A 4,554-nucleotide genomic window follows, 5' to 3' on the forward strand; every position below is an offset into this window, starting at 1 on the left:
TACCTCGCCGGCCGCATGCCGAAAAAACTCTATGCCAGCGCCTCTTCGCCGCTGGATGGTCTGATCAAGTAAGAGCCATTGATGACTGAATCGAACGACACGCCTATCCAGACGGAAGAAGGCGACGAGCGCCAACACCGCCGCATCAAGAGTTTCGTGATGCGCGCCGGGCGCATGACCGAAGGCCAGCAGCGCGGCCTGGACCAGGGCGCAGCGAAATTCGTGTTGCCGCTGGCCGACGCACCGGTGGATTTCGACCAGGTGTTCGGTCGCTCGGCACCACGCTCGCTGGAAATCGGTTTCGGCATGGGCCATTCATTGCTGGAGATGGCAGCAGCCTCGCCGGAACAGGATTTCATTGGCGTCGAGGTTCACCGTCCGGGTGTCGGCGCGCTGCTCAATGGCGTGTTGACCCAGGGTTTGACCAACCTGCGGGTCTACGATTGCGACGCCATCGAAGTGCTCAACCGCTGCATCGCTGACAACAGCCTTGATCGTCTGATGCTGTTTTTCCCGGACCCGTGGCACAAGAGCCGTCACCACAAGCGTCGCATCGTTCAGGCTTCGTTCGCTGAGCTGGTACGCAGCAAGCTGAAGGTGGGCGGCATTCTGCACATGGCCACCGACTGGGAACCGTATGCCGAGTACATGCTGGAAGTGATGAGCGTCGCGCCGGGTTATCGCAATCTCGCCGAAGACGGCAAGTGCGTACCCCGTCCGGCCGAACGCCCGATCACCAAGTTCGAACGCCGTGGCGAACGTCTTGGGCATGGCGTGTGGGATCTGAAGTTCGAAAAGCAGTCCTAAATCGCGCCATAGCTGATCGTTCCCACGCTCCGCGTGGGAATGCCTCAACGGACGCTCCGCATTCGGCTTTAAAAGGGGCGCAGAGCGTCCCGGGCTGCGTTCCCACGCAGAGCGTGGGAACGATCAATGGCCAGGGAATCAGCGGCGGTCCGCGACTACGCCGATGAGTACCAGCACCACCAACAACACCGGCGCCAGGCTGTAGTTGTTGAACTGGCTCAAGCCCCGAACGATCCATGGCGTGGCGTAGATCAACGCTGCGCCGCTACCTACCATGCACAACAGGGCCATCAGCGGCACGCGCAGGGCGCCGGCGATGCTGCCCAGGCGTTGCTCGACCCAGCCTTTGAAATCCGCACCGAACAGCACCAGCAGGCAACCCACCAGGGCCAGGGCGATTTCCGAGAGGTTGCTGCGGCTCCAGCGAGACACGGTGGCAAGCAGGTCGAGTACCAAATCCATTCGATTTCCTTATGTCAGAAATTTCTGCAGCAAGTCGTTGAGGAAGAGTTGTCCGCGCTCGGTGGCTACCAGACGTGACGGTTCGACCTGCAACAGGCCGCTTTGTTCGGCTTCCCGGCGGCCTTCGGCAAGGCTTTCCAGGGGCATGCCGGTACGTTCTGGATACAGCCGCGATTCGACGCCTTCCGTCAGGCGCAGCGCGTTCATCAGGAACTCGAACGGCATCTCATCGTTGTTCAGGGCTTTCTCGCCGGCCTGGAAGCTTTTCGCCGGATTCAAATAGTCCTTCGGCAAGCGAGTCTTCCATGTGCGGATGATGCGGCCGTCCGGATGGCTGAGCTTGCCATGGGCACCGGCACCGATGCCGATGAAATCGCCGAAACTCCAGTAATTGAGGTTATGCCGCGCCGGTCGACCTGGCAGGGCATAGGCCGAGACTTCGTATTGCGCGTAACCGTGCTCGGCGAGTAGCGCCTGGCCTGCCTCCTGGATGTCCCACAACGTATCGTCTTCCGGCAGCGTCGGCGGCTGGTTCCAGAATACGGTGTTGGGTTCCAGGGTCAGTTGGTACCACGACAGGTGCGTGGGTTTCAGGGCAATGGCCGTGCGCAGGTCCGCCAAAGCGTCTTCCAGGGACTGATCCGGCAAGCCGTGCATCAAGTCCAGGTTGAAGTTATCGAACCCGGCCTGACGTGCCATGCCAGCGGCGCGTACCGCTTCGTCACCATTGTGAATGCGGCCCAATGCCTGGAGTTTTTCCTGCTGGAAGCTCTGGATGCCGATCGACAGGCGATTGATCCCCAGTTTCCGGTAGGCCACGAACTTGTCCTGTTCGAAGGTGCCGGGGTTGGCTTCCAGGGTGATTTCGATATCGTCGGCAAACGCGATGCGCTGTTCCACGCCTTTGAGCAAACGCCCCAGGGCTTGGGCGCTGAACAGGCTCGGCGTGCCGCCACCGAAGAAAATCGAGCTCAGCTCACGCCCGTGAACGGCATGCAGGTCCTGATCGAGATCGGCCAGCAACGCGTCGACATACTCTTCTTCCGGCAGCACAGGACTGGCAGTGTGGGAGTTGAAGTCGCAATAAGGGCATTTGCGTACACACCACGGAATGTGGATGTACAGCGCCAGGGGCGGCAGCACTGACAGCGCCGCCCGAGGCGTTTGCGCATCGCCGCCGAAGATCAGTGGCGATGCTGTGGATTCACCGGTCATTTCAAGCCCAGGCGCTGGCGCAGCAGATCCATTGCACGGGCGCGGTGGCTGATCCGGTTCTTTTCGGCAGGGCTCAACTCAGCGCTGGAGCACTCGCGTTCCGGCACCCAGAACAGCGGGTCATAGCCAAAACCGTGTTCGCCGCTGGCCTGGGTCAGGATGCGCCCGTGCCACAGGCCTTCGCAGAGGATCGGCAGCGGATCGTCGGCGTGACGCACCAGTGCCAGCACGCAGACAAACTGCGCACCGCGTTCGGTTTCAGGCACGTCCTTCAAGACGTCGAGCAGCTTGGCGTTGTTCGCCGCATCGCCTTTGCCGTCGGCATACCGCGCCGAGTAGATGCCCGGCGCACCGCCGAGGAAGTCCACCGCCAGCCCGGAATCGTCGGCCAGCGCCGGCAGGCCGGAAATGCGCGCGGCATTGCGGGCCTTGAGGATGGCGTTCTCGACGAACGACAGGCCGGTTTCTTCAGGCTCGATGCTGCTGAACTCGCCGATCGAGCGCAGTTGCACCGAGTCGCCGAGCATGGCCTGGAGTTCCTTGAGTTTGCCGGCGTTATGGCTGGCCAATACGAGTTGCGTGAAGTTGATCATTGGCCGGGGAATAGCTCTTGGTTGAAATTGATGGTGTGGATTTTGTCACCGGTCTGCACCTTGATGTCGAAGGTGCGGTTTTCCTGTTGCTCCACCGGGAATTGGGCGATGTAGTAGATCGCGCCCTGTTCAGTGATCTGGCGGAAGTTCAGGTTCACGCTCTGGCTGGTGAGGTCTTTGACCGTACCGCTGACCTGAGCCATTTGTGGCTTGCCGTCCTTGAGCACGGAAATGTTGATGACGCCCTGGTTCTTGCTGCGGGTAAGCTCTGCGGCTTTGGCGATGTCGGGCGTCAGATACGTGGAGTTGAAGGTGTTGTAGTGCACCGTCACGTCGCCAAACTTTTCCTGGCGGTCACCCTTGATGGTGTCAGCAGCCATGGCGGTGACGCTCAGGCAGGCAGTAAGTAGAAACAGCGCTAGACGACCCATGATCGTTCTCCTCGAATGTGGTGGATCAGACCGCGACCTTGTGGTCTGCAAGCCCCGGGCTGCTGACGCGGTAAATACCGATCTCACCTAACAGATTAGGCCATAGCTTACTGGCCCACCCGTGCCGATGCTGTTGATCCACGGCAAGCCGATCAATGACCTTGGCTTCACGTTCGCGACACAAGGCTTCAAAGTCGGCGAAGGTGCAGAAGTGGATGTTCGGCGTGTTGTACCAGGTATAAGGCAGGAACTCGGAAACCGGCATCCGGCCCTTGCTCGCCAGGTACCAGCGGCAGCGCCAATGGCCGAAATTCGGGAACGTGATGATGCACTGGCGACCGACCCGCAGCATTTCGTCGAGGATCCTGTCCGGATAGTGCACCGCTTGCAGCGCCTGGGTCATGACCACGACGTCGAAGCTGTTGCTGGCGAAGTTGCCCAGGCCCTTGTCCAGGTCCTGCTCGATGACGTTGATGCCTTTGGCCACGCATGCGGCGATGTTGTCCGCATCGTTTTCCAGGCCGTAGCCGCTGACTTGCTTGTTGTCGCGCAGCCAGGTCAGCAGTTCACCGTCGCCGCAACCAAGGTCGAGCACGCGGCTACCGGCGGGGATCCATTCCTGGATGATTTCCAGATCAGCTCTCATGGCTATCTCACAACGTAATGCGGTTCATGTAGTTGCCGAACGCCTGCAAGTAACGCGGGATCGGGATCAGGAAGGCGTCATGACCTTGCGGCGCATCGATTTCCAGATAACAGACGTCCTTGCGTGCAGCCATCAGTGCGTCCACCAGTTCCCGCGAGCGGGCAGGCGAGAAGCGCCAGTCGGTGGTGAACGACATCACGCAGAATTTTGCCGTGGCGTTTTCGAAGGTTTTTGCCAGGTTATCGTCGAAGTTGGCTGCCGGATCAAAGTAATCCAGGGCCTTGGTCATCAACAGATAGGTGTTGGCATCGAAGCGCCCGGAGAACTCTTCGCCCTGATAACGCAGATAGCTTTCAACCTGGAACTCGACACTGTGGAAGTCGTAGTTGAGCTTTTCGCT

At 60.1% G+C, this 4,554-nt stretch carries 7 protein-coding genes and 1 pseudogene; 2 read left to right on the plus strand and 6 right to left on the minus strand.

From position 1 onward, the window contains the following. Nucleotides 1–72: hypothetical protein (locus D8V06_RS30660; protein WP_241667754.1), on the plus strand; the 72-nt coding region annotated here is incomplete at its 5' end. Between the two features lie 9 nt (nt 73–81). After that, nucleotides 82–807: a tRNA (guanosine(46)-N7)-methyltransferase TrmB gene (gene trmB, locus D8V06_RS01310; RefSeq protein ID WP_130906049.1), complete on the plus strand. Its 726-nt coding sequence runs from the start codon at nt 82–84 to the stop codon at nt 805–807. Between the two features lie 138 nt (nt 808–945). On the opposite strand, the gene D8V06_RS01315 is transcribed toward trmB, so the two are convergent. The 6 genes and pseudogenes from D8V06_RS01315 to metX all read right to left on the minus strand — a co-directional run. Continuing rightward, nucleotides 946–1,269 (minus strand): DUF3392 domain-containing protein, encoded by a 324-nt coding sequence (locus D8V06_RS01315; protein WP_056853986.1) that lies wholly within the window; start codon nt 1,267–1,269, stop codon nt 946–948. A gap of 9 nt (nt 1,270–1,278) precedes the next feature. After that, a complete protein-coding gene (hemW, locus tag D8V06_RS01320) occupies nt 1,279–2,484 on the minus strand; it encodes a radical SAM family heme chaperone HemW (protein WP_130930297.1) in 1,206 nt (401 codons plus the stop codon). Continuing rightward, a complete protein-coding gene (gene rdgB / locus D8V06_RS01325; protein WP_130906047.1) occupies nt 2,481–3,077 on the minus strand; it encodes an RdgB/HAM1 family non-canonical purine NTP pyrophosphatase in 597 nt (198 codons plus the stop codon). The genes hemW and rdgB overlap by 4 nt, the downstream gene beginning before the upstream one ends. Continuing rightward, the gene (locus D8V06_RS01330; protein ID WP_056853983.1) at nt 3,074–3,508 is read right to left on the minus strand and encodes a DUF4426 domain-containing protein; all 435 of its coding nucleotides are present in this window, start codon (nt 3,506–3,508) and stop codon (nt 3,074–3,076) included. The genes rdgB and D8V06_RS01330 overlap by 4 nt, the downstream gene beginning before the upstream one ends. 25 nt (nt 3,509–3,533) lie before the next feature. Next, a complete protein-coding gene (metW, locus tag D8V06_RS01335) occupies nt 3,534–4,154 on the minus strand; it encodes a methionine biosynthesis protein MetW (protein WP_130930298.1) in 621 nt (206 codons plus the stop codon). 7 nt (nt 4,155–4,161) lie between these two features. Then, a pseudogene (gene metX / locus D8V06_RS01340) lies at nt 4,162–4,554 on the minus strand (homoserine O-acetyltransferase); the annotation flags it as partial.

The sequence above is a fragment of the Pseudomonas sp. Sample_24 genome (genome assembly GCF_004307605.1).
Lineage (GTDB): Bacteria > Pseudomonadota > Gammaproteobacteria > Pseudomonadales > Pseudomonadaceae > Aquipseudomonas.